Here is a 21,680-nt window from a genome sequence, read left to right on the forward strand (position 1 = left end):
TAATCAATTTATAGTATGGATAGTATTCCGTTCCATTTGCCCCTTTTTAAAGATGGTAAATTTGTTTTAATAAATTTTTAACGTTATTGAAACCAAATAATTGCCTTAAAAAGAGTTTCTGTTAAGTTATTCTATTTATCTTTGTCGTTAGATTTATCACAAATTTGCTTCGGCAATAAATTATTCAATCATGGGAAGATTAGGTGTTACAGAAATCCTTGTTATATTGGCCGTTGTTTTATTACTTTTTGGAGGTAAAAAAATCCCGGAATTAATGAAAGGTTTAGGAAGCGGAATTAAAGAATTCAAAAACGCAGCCAAAGATGACAATCAGCCAGCTGATAAAAAAGAAGAAGAAACAAAATAAAAAAAAGGCTTTTCATAATTTGAAAAGCCTTTTTTTTATGGTTTAAATAATCATCGTCAGTTGGATTCTCTTTCTGTCTTCATCAACTTCCGTTACTTTTACTTGAACATGTTGATGTAATTTTACAACTTCATTGACATCACTTACAAAACCTGCTTTGAGTTGCGAGATGTGAACCAATCCACTTTCTTTTACTCCAATATCTACAAAACAACCAAAATTGGTAATGTTATTCACAATTCCCGGCAAAATCATTCCTGATTTTACATCTTTTATTGTTTTTACATTGGGGTCAAATTCGAATACTTTGGCCGATTTTCTAGGATCTAATCCTGGTTTTTCGAGTTCTTTGATTATGTCTTTTAAACTCAGCAAACCTATTTCAGGCGTAATGTAATTTTCGGGTTTTATTAAAGCTGTTTTCTCTTTGTTGGCAATCAAATCATGCACCGTCAATTTCAAATCTTTCGCCATTTTTTCCACAATTCCGTAGGCTTCCGGATGTACTGCTGAATTATCCAATGGGTTTTTTGCATTCGAAATTCTAATAAAAGCAACTCCTTGTTGATAGGCTTTCTCGCCTAAACGAGGTACTTTTTTGAGTTGCTTTCGGTCTTGAAAAGGGCCGTTTTCTGAACGGTATTGCACAATGTTTTCGGCTAGCTTCTCTCCTATTCCACTCACATAACTCAACAAGTGTTTACTCGCCGTGTTGATATTTATCCCAACGGAATTCACACAACGAATCACCGTGTTATCCAATTCTTCTTTTAACTTATTTTGGTCCACATCGTGTTGGTATTGGCCTACGCCAATGGCTTTAGGGTCAATTTTCACCAATTCGGCCAATGGATCACTCAATCGTCGCCCGATAGAAACCGAACCACGAACCGTAACATCATAATCAGGAAACTCCTCTCTCGCAATTTTGGATGCAGAATAAACAGATGCTCCGGCCTCAGAAACGATAAAAACTTGAACCGGTTTGTCAAACGCTATTTTCTTGATAAAAAATTCTGTTTCTCTAGAAGCCGTTCCGTTTCCTATCGAAATTGCATCAATTTTATAGGAATTCACCATCGAACGGACTTTTTTCATCGCCATCGCTTCCTCTTTTTGGGGCGCGTGCGGATAAATGGTTTCATTGTACAACAAATCGCCTTTTTCATCCAGACAAACAATTTTACAACCACTTCTAAATCCAGGATCAATCGCCAGAATTCGTTTTTCACCCAAAGGCGGTGCTAATAATAACTGTCCAAGATTATTTGCAAAAACCTGAATGGAATTGGCATCAGCCTTAGCTTTTGCCTCTTGTAAAGCTTCATTTGAAATTGCCGGATTCAACAATCGTTTGTAACTGTCTTCGATAGCTAATTGTACATGAGGTGTTGTGCTGTTTTGGCTTTTTAGGATTAATGTATCAATAATATCATACGCTTCATCAATATCTACTTCTACTTTAAACTTGATAAAACCTTCATTTTCGGCACGAAGCATCGCTAATAATCGATGGGATGGCGCTTTAGTCAACGGTTCTGACCACTCAAAATATTGATTGAATTTCTGGGCTGCTTCTTCGTCTTTTTTAGTTTTTACTACTTTGGTGGTAATGATTGCTTTACGTTCGTACAATCTTCGGAGTTGTTTTCGAACATAAATATTTTCATTAATCCATTCGGCAATAATGTCTCTGGCGCCTTGTAAAGCGGCATCTTCATTGATGACGTTTTCATTCAAATATTTGGAAGAAATAAAATCAATAGCATCATTATTTTGTGCCATGATGATTTTTGCCAAAGGCTCTAATCCGTTTTCACGAGCAACATCAGCTTTTGTTTTTTTCTTCTTTTTGAATGGCAGATAAAAATCTTCGAGTTCCTGTAAATCAAAACTTTGCTGGATTTTTTTCTCTAATTCCGGCGAAAGTGAATTTTGTTCGGTAATGGATTTCAAAATTGCTTCTTTCCTTTTTACAATCACTTCATATTCCTTTTGAAGCTTTGCAATTTGTTCTATTTGTACTTCATCCAGATTTCCTGTTGTATCTTTTCGATACCGGGAAATAAACGGAATGGTACAATCCTCTTGCAATAATTGAACGGTTTTTTGAATATTAACCGCTGCTGTTACAACAGTTTTATTTATAAATTGTATATTAGTCATTATGTAATTAGATAATTTTAAATGTGTTAATCTAAAAATTGTTTAATTAGAAAAAAATGAAATTGTCTAATTAATTTTTTAGCTAAAATAATAGCTTTAAACTTGAAATTTATATCATTTATGACTTTATTATATAGTTTTTTAACCTTGAATATTTTAGCTTTTATAATTACTGCTTATGATAAACGATTAGCCATTACCCATAAAAAAAGGATTTCCGAAGAAACCCTTTTATCATTTGCTGCTGTTGGCGGCACAATTGGTTCGGCATTAGCCATGTACATTTTTAGACATAAAATTGCTAAAAAATACTATCTTTTTAAATTTTACAGAATTGTATTTATTCAAATTGTAATTGCTGTTGGATTATTTTATTTTTATGAAAAGATATTCATATAAAATAATTACTAACAGCTAATTTTATCCACTCTTGTTTGATGTCTTCCACCTTCAAATTCAGTATTTAAGAAAGCATCTACCATTTCTACTGCTTGCGGAATTGAAGTATAACGAGCTGGAATACTAATTATATTAGCATCATTATGTTGACGGGCTAAAACTGCAATTTCTTTTATCCAGCATAAAGCGGCGCGTACTTTTGCATGTTTATTAACCGACATTGAAATTCCATTTCCGCTTCCGCAAATAACGATTCCAAAATCAGCTTTTCCTTCAGAAACATCAATAGCAACTGGATGGCCAAAATCAGGATAATCTACACTATCTGCTGAATCAGTTCCGTAATTAGTTACTTCATGTCCTTTTGCTTTAAGCATTTCAACAATTGCTTTTTTGTATTCTGGACCAGCGTGATCGTTTCCTATGGATATTTTCATTTTTACTATATTAAGTTGTATGGTGCAAATTTAAATAAAGAAATTTAGTTTTGTTGAATTTAAATTCCGCTTTCTTTAATAGTATAATTCAATTCAAAATAAGTCATTAAAATTAAGGTGAATTGTAGCGTTTATAACTATCAGATTGCTATTTGATTAGCGGTTATCAACAATTTTAATAAATATATAAATAGCTGTTAATCAATGTACATTTTATATTTAAAATGTTAATTTTTTACATTGTTAATAGTAAAATGCAATTGCTTGATATTCAGTTAACTTTAAATTAACACAACCTGTTCATAACTTTGGATAGAATATTAGAAGTTTTTTTTGGTTGTAACCAAAAAATAAGTAATCCAAAACCCACATTAGAAATCCAAATATTGTTTGGTGAATTTTTAGAATAGTTATCATTATAAAAAAACAGTTTATTAACAAAAACTCAAAAAGTAGTTATTTACAAAATCAATTCTATTTGAATTATTAACCATTGTTAATTAAAATTTAAAAACACTTTAAAACTAATCCTTTACCTTAAAATAGTATTGTTGATAAGTCGGTATAACAACTTTAAACTTCATTACAATACCTTTTAAAATAAATTTATTGTGGCTATTAACACGCTATAATAACAACCAAGAAAGAATTTAAATTTAATTTTTCTTTTTGTTTATTTAAATATATGTTGACAACTTTGAAGAAATAAAAATTTTAAAATTGAATTAAACTATGGTTAGATTGTTATTCAAATGATCTAAAATTTCCTGAACCTTTTCAAAATCGTTAACGTGTACTTTTAACTTAATTCCGCCTAATGCATTTGAATAAAAAGGAACAACAGCTAATGTTGTTTCATTTTCAAAAAAATAAGGAATTTCTTCTTGATCTAAAATGTGCTTCAGAACAACAATTTCATGTGAATAATTAAAAATAGCAATAGTTTGAAAATCTTCCATTTTAATTGTTTTTATAAAGGTACAACTATTCTGTAAAGTTATATTTTCTTTAAAACTGCTAACCGTTTATTGATAACGATTAACTATTTCGTAATTTTATGCGCAATAAGAAAAGATGTATGAGTAAAAGATTAAGAAAGCCGATCAAAAAAGAGAAAGATTTCTCTGATAAAATAGTAAAAATATTGTCGCAAAGTGCTAATAAAGCATTCAATTATAAACAAATAGGAGCAAAGCTGGAACTGGATGACACCCAAAGCAGAAATCAAATTATAAAAGATTTGAAGATTCTAGCTTCTCAAAATAAAATTATAGAATCAGAACCTGGTAAATATTTAATAAAAGCAATAAGCAAAGACTATTACGAAGGTAAGATTGATATGACTGGTCGTAAAACAGCTTATTTTGTTTGTCCAGATTTAGAAGAAGATGTCTTCATTCCAACCAATAATTTAAATCACGCTTTAGATAAAGATATTGTAAAAGTTTATGTTTACAATCGAAGAAAAGGGAAAAGACCTGAAGGTGAAGTGATTGAAGTGATTGAAAGAAATAAAACGGATTTTGTGGGTGTTATTGATATCCAGAAAAACTTCTCTTTTGTTTCTACAGCCAATCCAAAAATGTACACGGATATTTTTATTCCAAAAGATAAAATAGGAGAGGCAGAGCAAGGAGATGTAGTTTTAGTTCATATCGAAGATTGGCCAGACAGAGCTGATAGTCCTTTTGGAAAAGTAATCAAAGTTTTAGGAAAACCAGGAGAACATGATACTGAAATTCACGCTATTCTTGCTGAATATGGCTTACCATCAGAATTTCCTATTGAAGTGGAAACCTATGCCCAAAAAATAGATACATCGATAGAAGCAAGTGAAATTGCCAAACGTCGTGACATGCGTGATACGTTGACTTTTACAATTGATCCAAAAGATGCCAAAGATTTTGATGATGCCTTATCATTTAAAAAATTAGAAAATGGTAATTACGAAATTGGTATTCACATTGCAGATGTTTCGTATTATCTTGAAGAAGGAACCATTCTAGATGATGAAGCGTATCAAAGAGCAACTTCTGTTTATTTAGTGGATAGAGTAGTGCCAATGTTACCCGAAGTATTATCAAATTTTGCTTGTTCGTTGCGTCCAAATGAAGAAAAATATACGTTTTCGGCAATATTCGAAATCACTGAAAAATCTCAGGTCGTCAATCAATGGTTTGGTAGAACTGTAATTTACTCTGATCAAAGATTTTCTTACGAAGAAGCGCAATATATCATAGAAACGAAGGACGATGTTATTCCCGAAGAAATTTCAATAACTGGAAGTTCGTATCAAGTTTCGGAAGAAATTGTCTCAGCGACTTTAAAACTGGATGAATTAGCTAAAATTTTTAGAAAAAGAAGAATGGCCGATGGAGCAATTTCTTTTGATAAAGTAGAAGTAAAATTCAATTTAGATGAAGCTGGTGAACCTCAAGGAGTTTATTTTAAAGTTTCCAAAGATGCCAATCATCTGATTGAAGAATTTATGCTTTTGGCTAATAAAAAAGTAGCAGAATTCATTGGAAAACAAAAGAAAACCTTCATTTACAGAATTCACGATGAACCAAATGAAGATAAATTAATTGCCATGCAAACGGTAATTGCAAAGTTTGGTTACAAAATTGATTTCCGTAATAAAGGCGATATTTCTAAATCATTGAATGCTTTGATGGAAGAAGTAAATGGTAAAAAAGAACAGAATTTAATTGATACTTTGGCTATTAGAAGTATGAGTAAAGCCAAATATTCTACGGATAACATAGGACATTACGGTTTAGCTTTTGATTATTATTCGCATTTTACATCACCAATTCGTCGTTATCCTGATGTAATGGTGCATCGATTATTACAACATTATCTTGACGGAGGAAAATCAGTTGATGAAGAAACGTATGAAACAAAATGCGTTCATTCCTCAACAATGGAAGGTTTGGCAACCAATGCCGAGCGGGATTCTATCAAATACATGCAGGTAAAATACATGCAAGATCATCAGGATCAAGAATTTTTGGGTGTAATTTCCGGTGTGACTGAATGGGGAATTTATGTAGAAATCATCGAGAATAAATGTGAAGGAATGTGTAGAATACGTGATATAAAAGATGATTATTACACATTTGACGAAAAACAATATGCACTAACTGGCGCAACTTCGGGTAAATTATTGCAATTAGGAGATGAAATTTACGTTAAAGTAAAAAATGCCGATTTAGTTAAAAAACAACTGGATTTTAATTTTTTAAGAAGAATTGAAGAACCAATAAAATAAAAAAAATGAAAAAATTAGTGATTATTGCCTTTGTATTTTTAAGTCAATTAACAAATGCTCAGGTAACCAGAAACTTAGGAGATTTTGATGCAGTTAAAGTATTTGATAAAATCAATGTAAAATTAATTTCTGGCTCAGAAAATAAAATTATTATAACAGGAAATAGAGCGGATGAAGTTGAAATAGTTAATAAAAATGGAGAATTAAAGATAAGAATGCCTTTTCCAAAATTATTATCAGGTGATGCTATTACAGTTAAATTATATTTTAAAAGAATTGAAAGTATCAGTGCAAGCGAGGGAAGTTATGTTTCAAGTGAAAACACTTTTAAACAAACCAGTATTGATTTAAATTCAAAAGCCGGATCAGAAATAAACATTGATTTAGACGTAGAAAAAGTGAATGTTAAAGCAAATTCAGGAGGAATAATTGACATTTCTGGAAAAGCATTAAATCAAGATGTTGTCATTACGTCTGGTGGAATTTTGAAAGCAAGTGATTTACATACGGCACAAACATCAATAAGCGTCGCTGCAGGAGGAAAGGCAGAAATCTATGCTACTACATTGGTCGATGCAAAAGTGAAAGCTGGTGGTTCTATTTATATTCATGGAAAACCAAAACAAATTAATAAAGAAACATTGTTAGGTGGTACTATCATAGAAAAATAATAGTTTTGCATTCTATTCTGATAAATTTTAATTTTTAATGATAAACGATATTTTATCCGGTATTCCTTGGGGAATTTTTTTGAGTTTTATGGTTGGTCCTGTGTTTTTTATATTACTTGAAACGAGTATTATAAAAGGATTTAGAGCTGCTTTAGTTTTTGATTTAGGGGTTGTTTTAGGTGATATTGTATTCATCGGAATAGCTTATTTAGGCAGTTACAGATTAATTCAAAGTTTAAAAGATAAACCTGCCCTTTTTATTTTTGGTGGAATATTGATGTTAGTTTATGGTATAATTTCTTTTGTCAGGTTAAAAAAAGAAGAAAAAGTTAATACAGAAGCAATAGATAAAGAGATTATAAAAAAGAATTATTTAAGTCTTTTTATAAAAGGATTTTTTCTGAATATTATTAATATTGGAGTTTTAGGATTTTGGTTAGCCATTATTATTTCAATAGGACCAAAACTTGAAATGCAAACATCCAGAATGTTAACTTTTTTTATCACGGTAATACTATCCTATTTATTCATTGACTGTATTAAAATAATACTGGCGAAACAGTTAAAAACTAAAATGACCCCTACAAATATTCTTAAAATTAAAAAAGGAATTAGTGTTGTTTTAATGATTTTCGGAATAGTTTTAATCACTCAAGGATGGTTTCCAAAAGAAAAAGAAATGGTTAAAAAAGCATTCGAAAAGATTGATAAATAAGTGAATACATTTTTATTTCAAAAATAAAAAAGTCTAAATCCGAATATTTCTATCGGATTTAGACTTTTTTTTATTCTAAAAAATGGAATAATTACAGCATTTCTTATATTCTTTAATATGTTGAAAATTCCAAACCATTTAAGGAATATAAGTTCATTTAAGTTTTAAAAGAATAGTATTAAATTTTATATTTTTTCTTAAAAATTAGTCATAAAAAAACCTCCAAATTGCTTTGAAGGTTTTAGAGGCATCGTCCGGATTCGAACCGGAGTAGGAGCTTTTGCAGAGCCCAGCCTAGCCGCTCGGCCACGACGCCGTAGTTGAACGGATGGCAAAAGTAACTAAAAAGTTTAAAGTTTAAAAGTTTAAAGTTTAAAAATTTCAAAAAATATTTATTAAACCTTTCGAAACATTTTTAATTTAACTTCTATAATCTTCCATTTCTATTGTAACCGCTTCAACGTCACCACCAATAGGAGGATTTAATTTTGAAACGCCCAGAATAACTCTTGAAATGGCTGGAACTTCTTTCATAATTCTGGCAATGATACGTTGTGCAACATGTTCTAATAAGTTAGCTCTGATAGCCATTTCTTCCACCACAATTTGGTTTAACAACACATAATCAACCGTGTCAACCAAGTTATCTGTAATAGATGATTGTCGTAAATCTGTTTTAACTTTTAAATCAACTGAATAATCAGAACCAATTTTTCCTTCTTCAATCAAACAACCATGATAGGAGTAGGTTCTGATATTTTTTAGTTTTATAAATCCCATTTTTTAATTTTTTGTTCAAAGTTTTTTAGGTTTAAAGCTATCTCTGTAACTTTAAACAGTAAACTTTAAACCATTTATTTATCTTTGCTAAAATTAAACAAAAAAATGTCAACCGAAGAAAAATCACTCCATTTTATAGAACAAATCATTGAAGACAGTTTATCCAATGGTTTTCCACAAGATAAATTACGTTTTCGTTTTCCGCCGGAGCCTAATGGGTATTTACACATTGGTCATGCTAAATCTATCTGCTTAAATTTTGGCTTAGGATTAAGGTACAATGCTCCAGTTAATTTGCGTTTTGATGATACTAATCCAGCCAAAGAAGAGCAGGAATATGTAGATGCAATCAAAGAAGATTTGAAATGGTTAGGTTTTAATTGGACCGAAGAATTGTATTCTTCTGATTATTTTCAGCAGTTATACGAATGGGCGGTTACCATGATTAAAAATGGTAAAGCGTATATAGACAGTCAATCTTCTGAAGACATGGCGGTTCAAAAAGGCACGCCAACACAACCTGGAGTTGATGGACCTTATAGAAACCGTTCTATTGAAGAAAATCTTACTTTATTCGAAGGAATGAAAAATGGTGATTTCCCGGAAGGAAGTCATGTTTTACGTGCCAAAATTGATATGACTTCTAAGAACATGTTGATGCGTGATCCATTGATGTACCGTATTTTACTTCGTCATCATCATAGAACAGGAAATGATTGGAACATTTATCCAATGTATGATTATGCACATGGAGAAAGTGATTATATAGAGCAAATTTCGCATTCTATTTGTACACTTGAATTTGTGATGCACCGTGAATTATACGATTGGTTTTTAGACCAAATTTATGATGAATCAAAAGTAAGACCACATCAATATGAATTTGCTCGTTTGAACTTGAATTACACCGTAATGAGCAAGCGAAAACTATTGCAATTGGTTCAGGAAAATATAGTAAATGGTTGGGATGATCCTAGAATGCCAACGATTTCTGGATTGAGAAGAAGAGGATATACTGCTGCTTCTATTCGTAAGTTTTGTGATATTATTGGTGTTGCTAAAAGAGAAAATATAATTGATTTTTCACTTTTGGAATTTTGTTTGCGCGAAGATTTAAACAAAAATGCTCCAAGAGTTATGGCAGTTTTAGATCCAATAAAATTGGTGATTACAAATTATCCTGAAGATAAAGAAGAATGGTTAGAAGCCGAAAACAATCAAGAAGATGAAAGTGCTGGATTTAGAAAAGTTCCTTTTTCAAGAGAATTATACATTGAAAGAGAAGATTTTTTAGAAGAAGCTCCAGCCAAATTTTTCCGATTGAGTTTAGGCAGAGAAGTGCGTCTTAAAAATGGCTATATCATTAAAGGAGAAAGTGTTGTAAAAGATGTTGCAGGAACTATTACTGAAATTCACGTGACTTATGATGAAGATAGCCGAAGCGGAAGTGGGAGTGAAGCCAGTCAAAGAAAAGTGGCCGGAACTTTGCATTGGGTTTCTATAGAACATGCTTTGGAAGCAGAAGTTCGTTTGTATGATCGTTTGTTTATTGATGAAGCACCAGACAGTCATAAGGAGAAAAATTTCTTAGAATTTATGAATCCAAGTTCGTTACAAATTGTAAAAGGATTTGTAGAACCAAGTTTGGCAACGGTACAATCAGATGAGAAATTCCAGTTTCAACGTTTGGGTTATTTCAATGTTGATAAAGACACAACCGATGATAAAATTGTCTTTAATAAAACTGTAGGATTGAAAGATGCTTGGGAAGAAAAAGGTAAAAAAGAAGAAAATTTATTGATGAATACCCAAAAAGAAATCAATAAATATGTAAAGGAAAAGGATGAAAATAATGCTAATTTAATTTTAAGCAATATTGTTGATAACATAAAAAGTATTGATAACTACAGTTTAATTATTCAGACTATTGTCAAAAATATTAAAAATGACAATAACTCATTGTTATTTTCGAATTTGATTTTACATTATTCAGATAAAGTACAAGTCAAAGATATCGAAGAAGAATCTTTAACAAAATTATATACGATGTCATTAAAAAGTCAAATGGCTGCGGTTAGAATTTTGGCTATTCAAAATTTACAAAATGATTTGAATAATTTCAGTCTTTTTGAAACACAGCTTTCAGAATTAAAAAAGAATGAAAAAACAGAAAAAGTTTTAGAATTATTAAATGAATTGAAATTTTAGAACTAAATCTTTCTTATAGATTTTAATGATTAAAAGCGTCTTTTATAAGGTGCTTTTTTTATTATAGTAAATTGATATTAAAATTTAATTTTCTATAATATTTATTAATTAAAAAAGGCTTAAATAAAATGGATTTAAAGACTTTTTTTTAGTTTTACGAGTTCTAATACACTTGCTAAAGATTTGTTTTAATAGCGCTTTTTATTTCGTTTTTTAGCCTTGTTTAAAATAAATTAACTGCTTGTTAACAGCGATATGTTAATAAAATTTGTAATTTTAATAATTAACAATCAAAAATGGAATATCATGTCGAATAACGCAGGAAATACATTATTGGCTCTTTTAACTGGTGCAGCCATTGGAGCTGGAATTGGAATTTTGTTTGCTCCAGATAAAGGTACAAGAACAAGAGAAAAATTTAAAGATGGTTATGATGATGCCATAAAAGATTTAAAACACAAATTCGAAAATGCATCAGAAGAGTTGAAGAGTAAATTTGTTCACAACAAAAAAAAAGAGCTTCAAGAAACGTATGAAGACTTGATTTCTAACGTGAGCCATAAAACAGAAGATGTGATTTCTTTTTTAGAATCAAAATTGGCAGATTTAAAAGAACAAAATGCTAAACTTCAAAAATAATATTGGTTATTTTCTAATTGATATTAAAAACAAATAAATATGGCTTTTGAAGAATTAAAAGAAAATACAGAAGATATTCAGGAACAAATCCACGCATATTTAAAAAACAACAAGGCTTATTATAAATTATGGGGTTTTAAAGTAGCAATGAAGTCTACTACCATGATTCTTAAGTTCTCATTGATTTTTTTATGTTTCGGTATGGTCTTATTGTTTTGCTCTGTAGCGGCTGCTATGGCAATAGGCAATTCTTTAGATAGTTATCCGCTTGGATTTCTAATCGTAGGAGGAGCGTATCTTGTTGCAACAGGTCTTTTGTTTTTAGTTAAAGACAAAATAGTTGAAGGTCCAATATTAGAGAAATTTTCAGAAATATTTTTTAACGACTAAAAATTATGGAAACTAAAAAATATTCTTCTTATGCTCAAATAGAAAGGGAACTGGAAATCTTAAAAATTGAAAAAGAAATCAGTTATCAAAAATTGGTTTATGGTGTTAAAAAAACTAAAGAGAGTTTTACTCCACAAAATATTGTGAGTGACTTAATAGGAACCTATAGTTCCGCTATTCCTTACGGAACTATCGTATCAACGGCGATTCCTTTTATACTAAATAAAGCGGTTCCGTTTGTAAAAAGTTGGTTATCAAAAAGAAAAAGAGGCAATTAAGCCTCTTTTTTTATTTAAAAAATTCAAATATTATATTTCTATTTCAGGATTTTCTGGTGGTGGTGGAGCTTGATGACCTGTTTGATGTTCCTCTGTTTTTGGTTTCACCTTTTTATTGTTTTTCTTCATCAGTTCCCCCATTTGGTTTGAGGCTGTAAAAGAGGCCACCATGTTATTCAGCATATCGCTTCCTGCTTGTGGAGAATTAGGCAATAAAATTAAATTAGAGTTTGCATCGGCGCCAATGGCCTGTAGCGTATCGTAATGTTGCGTAACCACAATTAAAGCCGAAGCTTCTTGCGAATTGATTCCCACACGATTTAAAACCTCTACACTTTCTACAAGTCCACGAGCAATTTCACGTCTTTGATCAGCAATTCCTTGTCCTTGTAAACGTTTGCTTTCTGCTTCTGCTTTGGCTTTGGCTACAATTCTTATCCTTGTACTTTCTCCTTCAAATTCAGCTGCAGTTTTCTCTCTGTCAGCAGCATTAATTCTATTCATGGCATTTTTTACTTGAATATCCGGGTCAATATCGGTTACCAAAGTATTAATAATATCATACCCATAAGTAGTCATAGCCTCGTTTAATTCGCGTTTTACGGCTATTGCAATATCATCTTTTCTTTCGAAAACATCATCTAATTTCAGTTTTGGAACTTCGGCACGAACCACATCAAAAACATAAGCGGTAATCTGATCGTGTGGATATTCCAGTTTATAAAAGGCATCATAGACTTTTTCTTGAATCACTTTGAATTGAACGGAAACTTTCATTTTTACAAACACATTGTCTTTGGTTTTGGTTTCAATGATAACGTCTAACTGTTGGATTTTTAGATTTACACGTCCTGCAATTCTATCAATCAATGGAATTTTCAACTGCAATCCAGAATTTCGAACACTTAAGAATTTTCCAAAGCGTTCAATAATAATCGAGGATTGTTGTTTTACCGTGAAGAAGGAGGAAAGAAAAATAAATAATGCAAATACAAGAAAAATAATCAACGGAATGTCCATAGTATGAATAATTTAGTTTAAAAAATTACTGTTAAATTACAAAAAAACTTTAGGTTTGTCTTTGTTTAATTTAATTTTATGAAAAGGATATATCTTACCTCGGTTTTTATTTTAATTACCATAACTGCTTTTGCCCAATATGGATACAGGGATTCTAACAGAATTGGAATCAGTTTAGGTATCAATCAATTTACGTTGAACACTAATAATTTCCAAACCAAACCAGGAACAGGATGGAATGCCGGACTTTCGATGCGAGGAAATTTCTATGACAATTGGGACATGGTTTACGCAATGCAGTTTAGTGAAAATAATTTTTCAGTTGCCACAAAAACGCTTTTTTTAGCAAATGAAGACGTGAATTATAAATTACCTTCTGCTCAAATATCGTTGCAGTTGAGTTATAAATTTATTGAGAATCATTTGAGTGTTGAATTTGGGCCATTAGTTCAAGTAAACGGAAAATTGAAAGTGGATAGCCAAAACGAAAATAACATCATTTCAGGAACCACTTTATTGGCAAAAGACATTGAGGATATTTCTAAATTTAATTTTTATCCTACGGTAGGAATAACAGCTGGAGTTCGTCATTTCCGACTTAATGTTTCCTATCAATATGGAATAAACAATATGCTGGGTAACTTGAACACGAAGAATTTAGGGGTAAATTTCAAAGGAAATCCAGGAATTATCAATGGAGATTTGATTCTTTATTTATAAAAAAAAAGCTTCTAATCCTGAATCTAGATTAGAAGCTTTTTTAATTAGACCCTTTCAGAGTTTTAAATTCTGAAAGGTTTTTTTATAAAGTAGCTATTGCTTTTTGAATTCTGTTAACTGTTTCGTCTTTTCCAATTACTTCAACAATATCAAATAGGTGAGGACCTTTCAGTGCGCCAACCAAACTCAAACGAAACGGTTGCATTACTTTACCCATTCCTATTTCGTTTTTCGTCATCCAATCTTTTACAATAGTTTCAATATTCAGCGAAGTAAAATCAGTAATTTCTTCTATAACAGAAATTAATTCTTCCATCAATGTTGGTGTTTCTTCCTTCCAGTTTTTTCTTGCTTTTTCATCATAGACTGTTGGTACCATAAAAAAGAAATCACTTAATTCCCAAAATTCAGAAACAAAATGAGCGCGTTCTTTGATTAAAGAAACAATTTTTGTCAGTTCTACCAAAGAGTAATATCGGTTAACATCCTTAGATTCTACAATAGGAGCAAAGGTTTTCGCTAAACTAATGTTTTCTTGTTTTGCCAAATATTGGTGATTGAACCATTTGTTTTTTTCAGGATCAAATTTAGCTCCAGCTTTGTGAACTCTGCTTAAATCAAATGCTTCAACTAATTCTTCCAAAGTGAATAATTCTTTTTCGGTTCCATCATTCCAACCTAATAAAGCTAAGAAGTTAACAACTGCTTCCGGGAAAAAACCTTTTTCTCTGTAACCAGATGAAACGCCTTCTTCGGTTTTCCAATCCAATGGAAATACAGGAAAGCCCATCTTGTCACCGTCACGTTTGGATAATTTTCCGTTTCCAACAGGTTTCATAATCAATGGTAAATGTGCAAATTCAGGTGCTTCCCAACCAAAGGCTCTGTACAATAAAACGTGTAAAGGCATCGATGGCAACCATTCTTCACCACGAATTACGTGTGAAGTTTCCATTAAATGATCATCTACAATATTAGCCAAATGATACGTTGGCATTCCATCGCTTTTAAATAATACTTTATCATCCAAAAGACTCGTTTCAAACTTTACATCTCCACGAATGATGTCATGCAAATGTAAAGTTTCATTAACCGGAGTTTTAAAACGGATTACATAATGTTCTCCATCAGCAATTCTTCGGGCAGTTTCTTCAGCAGAAATAACCAAAGAAGTGTCTAATTTTTCTCTGTTGTGGTGATTGTATATAAATGTTTTTCCTTGTTCTTCTTCCAGTTTTCTTGCTGTGTCCAAAGCTTCTGCGGTATCAAAAGCATAATAGGCATTACCGGAATTAATTAATTCATCAGCATATTTTTGGTACAAATCTTTTCTTTCGCTTTGACGGTATGGACCAAATTTCTCATTTTTCCCAATAGTTTCATCTGGAGCAATTCCTAGCCATTCCAAGGCTTCCATGATATATTCTTCGGCTCCGGGAACAAAACGGTTTTGGTCAGTGTCTTCAATTCGTAAGAAGAAAACACCATTGTTTTTTTTGGCAAATAAATAATTGAATAATGCGGTACGTACTCCGCCAATATGTAAAGGTCCAGTTGGACTTGGTGCAAAACGCACACGAACTTGTTTAGACATTGCTGTAAATTTTTTGCAAAGATACAAATTCAATAACTCAATTGGATTATTTGAAAATGAGTTAATGTAAGATTAATGAGTTTGCTGTTTTTTAACATTTCTTTATTCACATGTAGTTATTTATTGTCTTTCATCGGTCATGTGTAATTCACATATTATGTTTCGTATTTAGAGTACTTTTTTCTGATGTTCATTTCATATAAATTATTACTTTTATTGGTTACAAAAAACAAAGTTTACGTTTTGGAAAATCAAAATTTTATTTATCAGAAACTGGAAGCTTTTATCCGAAAGTTTTACACCAATGAATTGATACGAGGAATCATTTTTTTTATTGGCTTAGGATTGTTGTATTTTCTATTTACGCTTTTTGTCGAATATTTTCTTTGGCTTAAGCCAATGGGAAGAACGATTTTATTTTGGGTTTTTGTGGGTGTTGAAGTGTACTTGTTGTCGAGATTTATTTTATTTCCAATTTTCAAATTATTCAAACTCCAAAAAGGAATTGATTACAATCAGGCTTCAGCTATAATTGGAAATCATTTTACGGAAGTGAGCGACAAGCTGACTAATTTTCTGCAATTGGCGGATGCTGATAATCATCAAAATAAATCAGAATTGTTACTCGCATCGATTGAACAAAAAGCCAATGCATTGCAACCAATCCCTTTTGGCAATGCTATAAACTTCAATACAAACCAGAAATATTTACCGTTAGCACTAATTCCTATTTTGTTTTTTGCCGTCTTTTATTTTTCGGGTAATAGCAATGTGATTTCGCAAAGTTTGAATAGAGTAGTGCATTTCAATTCGGCTTTTTTACCTCCGGCTCCTTTCAAGTTTGTAGTTTTAAATTCGAGTCTGCAAACTGAACAAGGAAAAGATTTTATACTTCGAGTTAAAACAGTAGGTAAAGTTGTTCCGGAGAATGCCATGATTTTCATAGGAGATGAAAGTTATTTTATGGAAAACACAAAAGCAGGGGAGTTCGAATTTAAAATTCTAAAGCCTTCTGAAACTGTTTTGTTCCACGTGGAGGGAAATGCTGTTTCTTCATCCGATTATGAATTGAAAGTGATTACTGTTCCTTCGATTGCTAATTTCGAAATGCAATTGAACTTTCCTTCTTATTTGAATAAAAAACCTGAAAACATCAAAGGAACCGGTAACGCCATTATTCCCGAAGGAACTCGTGTAACTTGGAAAATGGATACACAAGCCACTCAAAAAATAGATTGGATTGAAGGTAAGTCTACTGTTTCCTTTTCGAAAACGGAAAATAGTTTTACTTTATCTAAAAATATACTTCAAAACACAGATTATCAAATTCTTACTTCGAATGATAAGGTAAAAAACTACGAAAAACTGAATTATCAGCTTACCATTGTCAAAGATCAGTTTCCAGCGATTACTGTAAACAATGTACCAGACAGTTTGAAGGTGGGAAGGAACTATGTTTTAGGGCAAATTTCTGATGATTATGGATTGTCAAAACTCCAGATTGTATATTACGAAAGAAACAAACCGCAAACTGCTAAACGTGGAACAATAGCTGTTAAAAAAACAACGGTCGATCAATTTGTATTTTCCTTCCCGAGTAATCTTCCAGTAGAACAAGGAGTGTCCTATGACTATTATTTTGAAGTGTATGACAATGATGCCATCCATCATTTTAAAAGCACAAAATCTTCTGTTTTCTCGAATCGTGTTTCGACGGATGAAGAGAAAGAAGATGAAATTTTGCAGCAGCAAAATGATAACATCAACGGTTTAGAGAAGTCCTTAAAAAATCAAGACAAGCAAATAGCCGAAATTGAAAAACTGCAAAAAACAGGAAAAGAAAAAGATAATCTTGAATTTAAAGACCAACAGAAAGTAAATGATTTCATCAAGCGCCAAAAGCAACAAGATGAAATGATGAAACAGTTTGCAGAGAAAATGAAAGATAATTTAGATAAATTCAAAAGTGATGAAAAGGACAAGCTAAAAGAAGAGTTGCAAAAACGAATGGATAATGCCGATAAAGATTTGGATAAAAACCAAAAGTTATTGGATGAATTAAAAGAACTGAATGATAAAATTATAAACGAAGAGCTACTTTCCAAGTTAGATAAATTTAAACAAAACAGTAAAAACCAAATTAAAAATTTAGCGCAATTAGTCGAGTTAACAAAGAAGTATTATGTCGAAAAGAAAGCGGAGCAGTTAGGTGATAAACTCGATAAGCTTTCGGAAAAGCAAGATAAATTATCTGAAGATGAAAAGGAAAATAAACTAGATAAACAAGAAAATATCAATTCAGACTTTGACAAGATTCAAGAGGATTTAAAAGACTTAGAAAAGGAAAATAAGGAGTTGAAATCGCCGATGGATCTTCCTAAAGATGCCGCTAAAGAAAAAAGCATTGACGAAGATTTAAAGAAAGCTTCTGAGGAATTGAAGAAAGACAATAAAGCCAAAGCAAAGCCAAGCCAAAAAAGTGCTTCCAAAAAGATGAAGGAGATGGCGGCAAAAATGGCACAAACTTTGGAAGGTAATGAAAAGGAACAACTACAAGAAGATGTCGTTATGTTGCGACAAATTCTAGATAATTTATTAGCGTTTTCTTTGTCGCAGGAGGATTTAATGAATCAGTTTAAAGGGCATAAAGCGGGTTCTCCTGGTTATAATAAAAACATTAAAATTCAACAGGATTTAAAACAACAGTTCAAACATGTAGATGATAGTTTGTTTGCGATGTCTCTAAGAAATCCTATAATTGCTGAAGAGGTTACTAAAGAAATTGGCAACGTGCATTACAACATTGACAAATCGTTAGAGAGTTTATCCGATGCTTTAGTCCCTAAAGGATTATCCCATCAGCAATATTCGATTGCTGCTGCGAATAAATTGGCAGACATGCTTAGTGATATGCTCAACTCGATGCAAATGTCATTGTCTGGAATGGGTTCTGGTAAACCAAAACCGGGTCAAGGTCAGGGCATGCAGTTACCGGATATTATAATAAAACAAGATGCCTTGGGAGAGGAGATGAAAGAAGGAATTAAAAAAGGTCCTAAACCTGACCCTGGTCAAAAGGGGGAAAACGGAAAAGATGGAAAATCTGGTAAAGGAGAAAGTCAGGATGGTGATGGAGAAGGTGATGCCCAAGCTATAATGGAAATCTATAAAGAGCAAAAGCAATTACGAGAGTCTTTGCAAAACGAACTTAATAAAAAAGGTTTAGGTGGGAATGGGCAAAGTGCTTTGGAACAAATGAAGCAAATTGAAAAGCAGCTATTAAACAAAGGATTTAAAAATGAAACACTTCAAAAGATTCTAAATGTGAAGCAGGAATTATTAAAATTGAATACTGCTTTGCAACAACAAGGTGAAGAAAATAAACGCCAATCTGAAACCAATAAAAAGGAGTTTAATAATCAATCTAATGCACTGCCAGCTGCTTTATTAGATTATTTGAATAGCATAGAAATATTAAATAGACAATCCTTACCTTTGCGCTCGAATTTTAATCAAAAGGTTCAAGAATATTTTAATAAAAAATGATCAATTTTAATTACGAAACCGACTTTACTTTAGAGAACGAAGAAGCAGTTACTGCTTGGTTAACTAATGTCATTACTTCCGAAAACAAGAAAGAGGGAGAGATAAACTACATCTTTTGCGATGATGAGTATTTACATAAAATCAATTTAGAATACCTTAATCACGACACATTAACTGATATAATTAGTTTTGACTATACGATGGGGAATGAGTTAAGTGGTGATGTTTTTGTTTCTATCGAAAGAGTAAAAGACAATGCTGTTGATTTTAACGTTCCTTTTGAAGATGAATTAAGACGTGTTTTGGTTCATGGAGTTTTACACTATTGCGGATATAAAGACAAAGGTGAAGCTGATGAGCTTTTAATGCGCAGTAAAGAAGATGAAAAATTAGCGCTGTTCCACGTGGAACAGTAAGCTTGTCTTTAACTTCTAAATCCGAAGTGTTTCACGTGGAACATTTTTATATTCGGCAGAATTGATGATGCAATGTTTCACGTGGAACAAAACAAAAAATAGATTTCAAAATTACAATCCGGAATACAATTGAAGGATTAAATCATACGAAAAAATGTTTCTAGATGAATATGATGTGATAGTTGTTGGCGCAGGACATGCCGGTTCTGAGGCTGCTGCTGCTGCTGCAAATTTGGGTTCGAAAACCTTATTGGTGACAATGAGTTTGCAGAACATTGCCCAGATGTCATGCAATCCTGCGATGGGTGGAATTGCCAAAGGGCAAATTGTGCGCGAGATTGATGCATTGGGCGGATACTCCGGAATTGTTTCTGACAGAACTGCGATTCAGTTCAAGATGCTGAACAAGTCCAAAGGACCCGCAATGTGGTCGCCGCGCGTTCAAAGTGATCGTATGCGTTTTGCCGAAGAATGGAGAATGATGTTGGAAGGAACTCCAAATCTTGATTTTTATCAGGAGATGGTGAAAGGGTTGATTATTGAAAACGGAAAAATAAAAGGAATTCGCACTTCGTTAGGAGTTGAGATTCGATCTAAATCGGTTGTGTTGACCAATGGAACTTTCTTAAATGGATTGATTCATATTGGCGAAAAACAATTTGGTGGTGGAAGAGCAGGAGAGAGTGCTGCTTATGGAATTACTGAAGATTTAGTGAATGCCGGTTTTCAAGCAGGAAGAATGAAAACAGGAACGCCTCCAAGAGTGGATGGACGTTCTTTGGATTATTCTAAAATGAATGAGGAAAAAGGGGATGCTAAGCCAGATAAGTTTTCGTATTCAGATGTGACTTCGCCGTTGGTTATTCAGAAATCATGTCACATGACGTATACGTCCCTTGAGGTACATGATATTTTGAGAGAAGGTTTTGATCGTTCTCCAATGTTTAACGGGAGAATAAAAAGTCTTGGACCAAGATATTGTCCGTCAATTGAAGATAAAATTAATCGTTTTGCTGATAAAGAAAGACACCAGTTATTTGTCGAGCCAGAAGGATGGAATACCTGTGAGGTTTATGTAAATGGTTTTTCAACTTCGCTTCCTGAGGATATTCAATTCAAAGCGTTACGTTCTGTTGTCGGATTTGAAAAAGTGAAATTCTTTCGACCGGGTTATGCAATCGAATACGATTATTTCCCGCCGACACAATTGAAACATACTTTGGAAACAAAGCTTGTTGAAGGATTGTATTTTGCAGGGCAAATAAACGGAACAACCGGATATGAAGAAGCAGCGTCTCAAGGATTGATGGCCGGAATCAATGCGCATTTGAAAGTGCATGAAAAAGCGCCATTAATTTTAAAAAGAGACGAAGCATATATTGGAGTTTTAATTGACGATTTAATTACCAAAGGAACGGAAGAGCCATACAGAATGTTTACTTCTCGTGCGGAATACAGAACGTTACTTCGTCAGGATAATGCTGATTTTAGATTGACACCAATGTCGCATGAAATTGGTTTGGCTTCTGAAGCACGTTTGCGCAGAATGGAACACAAATTAAATGAATCTGAAAAAATGGTGGCTTTCTTCAAAGAAACGAGTGTTTCTATTACGGAAGCAAATCCTATTTTGGAATCAAAAGATACCGCTCTGATTACTCAGGGAGACAAAATGTTTAAAGTTTTTTCTCGTCCGCAAATTGATTTGGAAGACATCATGAAGTTTGAGAAAGTGGCTGCTTATGTTGCGGAGAATGATTTGGATCAGGAAATTTTAGAACAAGCCGAAATTCAGGTGAAGTATTCGGGTTATATCGAAAAGGAAAGAAATAACGCAGATAAACTGACGCGCTTAGAAGATGTGAAAATTCCTGAGAATTTTGATTATAATAAAATCAAATCAATGTCAATTGAAGCAAAACAAAAATTAAGCAAGATTCGCCCGGTAACCATTTCTCAAGCATCAAGGATTAGTGGCGTTTCGCCAAGTGATGTTTCGGTGTTGTTGATTTATATGGGACGATAAGATCTGTGATTAACGATTTTTGATTTAAATCTGCAAT

At 32.4% G+C, this 21,680-nt stretch carries 19 protein-coding genes and 1 tRNA gene; 13 read left to right on the forward strand and 7 right to left on the reverse strand.

Going from position 1 to position 21,680, the window contains the following annotated elements; genetic code table 11:
- Positions 1-190: 190 nt before the first annotated feature.
- A complete protein-coding gene (tatA, locus tag ACM55H_RS01350; RefSeq protein WP_416834793.1) occupies positions 191-367 on the forward strand; it encodes a twin-arginine translocase TatA/TatE family subunit in 177 nt (58 codons plus the stop codon).
- A 42-nt stretch (positions 368-409) separates the two neighbouring features.
- Here the strand turns inward: tatA and ACM55H_RS01355 are convergent, their stop codons facing one another.
- Positions 410-2,533 (reverse strand): Tex family protein, encoded by a 2,124-nt coding sequence (locus tag ACM55H_RS01355; RefSeq protein WP_416834794.1) that lies wholly within the window; start codon positions 2,531-2,533, stop codon positions 410-412.
- Positions 2,534-2,653: 120 nt separating this feature from the next.
- Between ACM55H_RS01355 and ACM55H_RS01360 the strand changes: the two genes are divergently transcribed.
- Positions 2,654-2,932: a DUF1294 domain-containing protein gene (locus ACM55H_RS01360; RefSeq protein WP_416834795.1), complete on the forward strand. Its 279-nt coding sequence runs from the start codon at positions 2,654-2,656 to the stop codon at positions 2,930-2,932.
- An 8-nt stretch (positions 2,933-2,940) separates the two neighbouring features.
- Here the strand turns inward: ACM55H_RS01360 and rpiB are convergent, their stop codons facing one another.
- Together rpiB and ACM55H_RS01370 are read right to left on the reverse strand one after the other, a co-directional pair.
- Complete coding sequence (gene rpiB, locus ACM55H_RS01365; RefSeq protein ID WP_416834796.1) at positions 2,941-3,369, reverse strand: ribose 5-phosphate isomerase B; 429 nt, start codon at positions 3,367-3,369, stop codon at positions 2,941-2,943.
- 725 nt (positions 3,370-4,094) lie between these two features.
- Positions 4,095-4,328, reverse strand: coding sequence for a hypothetical protein (locus tag ACM55H_RS01370; protein ID WP_039108353.1), 234 nt, complete (start codon positions 4,326-4,328; stop codon positions 4,095-4,097).
- A 119-nt stretch (positions 4,329-4,447) separates the two neighbouring features.
- Here ACM55H_RS01370 and rnr point away from each other — a divergent pair, with 119 nt between their 5' ends.
- Genes rnr through ACM55H_RS01385 form a run of 3 tightly spaced genes read left to right on the forward strand, consistent with a single transcriptional unit; the run spans position 4,448 to position 8,026 of the window.
- Positions 4,448-6,640: a ribonuclease R gene (rnr, locus tag ACM55H_RS01375; protein ID WP_039108351.1), complete on the forward strand. Its 2,193-nt coding sequence runs from the start codon at positions 4,448-4,450 to the stop codon at positions 6,638-6,640.
- Positions 6,641-6,645: 5 nt separating this feature from the next.
- Complete coding sequence (locus tag ACM55H_RS01380) at positions 6,646-7,311, forward strand: head GIN domain-containing protein (RefSeq protein WP_416834797.1); 666 nt, start codon at positions 6,646-6,648, stop codon at positions 7,309-7,311.
- Positions 7,312-7,348: 37 nt separating this feature from the next.
- On the forward strand, positions 7,349-8,026 hold the full coding sequence (locus ACM55H_RS01385) for a LysE family translocator (RefSeq protein ID WP_416834798.1): 678 nt from the start codon (positions 7,349-7,351) through the stop codon (positions 8,024-8,026).
- Positions 8,027-8,271: 245 nt separating this feature from the next.
- Here the strand turns inward: ACM55H_RS01385 and ACM55H_RS01390 are convergent.
- Together ACM55H_RS01390 and folB are read right to left on the reverse strand one after the other, a co-directional pair.
- Positions 8,272-8,342, reverse strand: a tRNA-Cys gene (locus ACM55H_RS01390).
- A 104-nt stretch (positions 8,343-8,446) separates the two neighbouring features.
- A complete protein-coding gene (gene folB, locus ACM55H_RS01395) occupies positions 8,447-8,806 on the reverse strand; it encodes a dihydroneopterin aldolase (protein ID WP_416834799.1) in 360 nt (119 codons plus the stop codon).
- Positions 8,807-8,911: 105 nt separating this feature from the next.
- On the opposite strand from folB, the gene ACM55H_RS01400 reads away from it, so the two are divergent.
- From ACM55H_RS01400 to ACM55H_RS01415, 4 genes are all read left to right on the forward strand, one after another.
- Positions 8,912-11,014 (forward strand): glutamine--tRNA ligase/YqeY domain fusion protein, encoded by a 2,103-nt coding sequence (locus tag ACM55H_RS01400; RefSeq protein WP_416834800.1) that lies wholly within the window; start codon positions 8,912-8,914, stop codon positions 11,012-11,014.
- Positions 11,015-11,320: 306 nt separating this feature from the next.
- On the forward strand, positions 11,321-11,653 hold the full coding sequence (locus ACM55H_RS01405) for a YtxH domain-containing protein (protein ID WP_416834801.1): 333 nt from the start codon (positions 11,321-11,323) through the stop codon (positions 11,651-11,653).
- A gap of 39 nt (positions 11,654-11,692) precedes the next feature.
- Positions 11,693-12,043, forward strand: a complete 351-nt coding sequence (locus ACM55H_RS01410; protein WP_416834802.1) for a phage holin family protein — start codon at positions 11,693-11,695, stop codon at positions 12,041-12,043.
- A 5-nt stretch (positions 12,044-12,048) separates the two neighbouring features.
- A complete protein-coding gene (locus tag ACM55H_RS01415) occupies positions 12,049-12,321 on the forward strand; it encodes a DUF6327 family protein (RefSeq protein WP_416834803.1) in 273 nt (90 codons plus the stop codon).
- 30 nt (positions 12,322-12,351) lie between these two features.
- Here ACM55H_RS01415 and ACM55H_RS01420 read toward each other — a convergent pair whose 3' ends face one another.
- Positions 12,352-13,341: an SPFH domain-containing protein gene (locus ACM55H_RS01420; RefSeq protein ID WP_416834804.1), complete on the reverse strand. Its 990-nt coding sequence runs from the start codon at positions 13,339-13,341 to the stop codon at positions 12,352-12,354.
- A gap of 78 nt (positions 13,342-13,419) precedes the next feature.
- On the opposite strand from ACM55H_RS01420, the gene ACM55H_RS01425 reads away from it, so the two are divergent.
- On the forward strand, positions 13,420-14,061 hold the full coding sequence (locus ACM55H_RS01425) for a porin family protein (RefSeq protein WP_416834805.1): 642 nt from the start codon (positions 13,420-13,422) through the stop codon (positions 14,059-14,061).
- A gap of 82 nt (positions 14,062-14,143) precedes the next feature.
- On the opposite strand, the gene gltX is transcribed toward ACM55H_RS01425, so the two are convergent.
- Complete coding sequence (gltX, locus tag ACM55H_RS01430; protein ID WP_416834806.1) at positions 14,144-15,655, reverse strand: glutamate--tRNA ligase; 1,512 nt, start codon at positions 15,653-15,655, stop codon at positions 14,144-14,146.
- A 243-nt stretch (positions 15,656-15,898) separates the two neighbouring features.
- On the opposite strand from gltX, the gene ACM55H_RS01435 reads away from it, so the two are divergent.
- The 3 genes from ACM55H_RS01435 (at position 15,899) to mnmG (ending at position 21,643) form a co-directional block, all read left to right on the forward strand.
- Positions 15,899-19,201 (forward strand): hypothetical protein, encoded by a 3,303-nt coding sequence (locus ACM55H_RS01435; RefSeq protein ID WP_416834807.1) that lies wholly within the window; start codon positions 15,899-15,901, stop codon positions 19,199-19,201.
- A complete protein-coding gene (gene ybeY, locus ACM55H_RS01440) occupies positions 19,198-19,617 on the forward strand; it encodes an rRNA maturation RNase YbeY (RefSeq protein ID WP_416834808.1) in 420 nt (139 codons plus the stop codon). Before ACM55H_RS01435 ends, ybeY begins: the two co-directional genes overlap by 4 nt.
- 154 nt (positions 19,618-19,771) lie before the next feature.
- Positions 19,772-21,643 carry a tRNA uridine-5-carboxymethylaminomethyl(34) synthesis enzyme MnmG gene (gene mnmG / locus ACM55H_RS01445; protein WP_416834809.1) on the forward strand — a complete coding sequence of 624 codons (1,872 nt, stop codon included), beginning with the start codon at positions 19,772-19,774 and terminating at the stop codon, positions 21,641-21,643.
- Positions 21,644-21,680 lie beyond the last annotated feature (37 nt).

The organism is Flavobacterium cryoconiti, from assembly GCF_048158645.1.
In the GTDB taxonomy this organism is placed as follows: domain Bacteria; phylum Bacteroidota; class Bacteroidia; order Flavobacteriales; family Flavobacteriaceae; genus Flavobacterium; species Flavobacterium cryoconiti.